We start from the raw sequence: 645 nt of genomic DNA, 5'->3' as shown, positions 1-645 counted from the left end.
TATCAGAACGCCACCTTTAGTCAATTTCCATTCGTATTCGAAGCGCCCATATTCCAGCTGCAGACACCAACACGGACTGCAAACACCTACCAGGAGAACTCAGATGACCAAGATCGCTCTCACCACCGCCGCTATCCTCATTTCCGTCAGCGCCGCTTTTGCCGGCAGCGACAAGTTTGGTTCGAACGACGCCAGCCAGCCGGCCGCCACCAGCACCGACGACACGACCACCGCTTCGATTCACAACCCCGATGCGGCCATCCGGAAGCCGGTCACACAGGGCAGCAACCGCGACCTCTTCGGCAGCCGCTGATCCCGATCGCGCTTGTCGCTGATCCCGATCGCGCTGTCGCTGGTACCGATCGCCCGACCGACCACCTAAATCCCAACCAGGAGTGCTTCCAATGACCAAGATCGCAATTCTCGGTGCCGGTGGCCGGCTCGGCCGCGTGGTCGCCAAGGCCTTCATCGACGCGGGCTACGAGGTCCGCACCGTCACCCGCAACGGCAAGGTACCGGCCGAACTCAAGGGCGCCACGGCCGTTGCCGGTGACGCTCTCGACCGCGAGGCCCTCATCCGCGCCACGCAAGGTGTCGATATCGTCTTCAACGGCCTCAACCCGATCTACACCGACTGGGGCAAGT

At 62.3% G+C, this 645-nt stretch carries 2 protein-coding genes; both read left to right on the top strand.

Translation table 11 applies throughout. The features are described 5' to 3' along the window. Positions 1–103 precede the first annotated feature (103 nt). Entirely contained in the window at positions 104–313 is a 210-nt protein-coding gene (locus EN994_RS34235) for a DUF680 domain-containing protein (protein ID WP_063169177.1), read from the top strand. A 91-nt stretch (positions 314–404) separates the two neighbouring features. Then, positions 405–645: NmrA family NAD(P)-binding protein (locus EN994_RS34230; protein ID WP_127308293.1), on the top strand; the 241-nt coding region annotated here is incomplete at its 3' end.

This window comes from Mesorhizobium sp. M7A.F.Ca.CA.002.09.1.1 (assembly GCF_003998555.1).
Lineage (GTDB): Bacteria > Pseudomonadota > Alphaproteobacteria > Rhizobiales > Rhizobiaceae > Mesorhizobium > Mesorhizobium ciceri.
The sequence above is the reverse complement of the archived record's forward strand: the minus strand, read 5'-3'. Positions and strand labels throughout refer to the sequence as shown.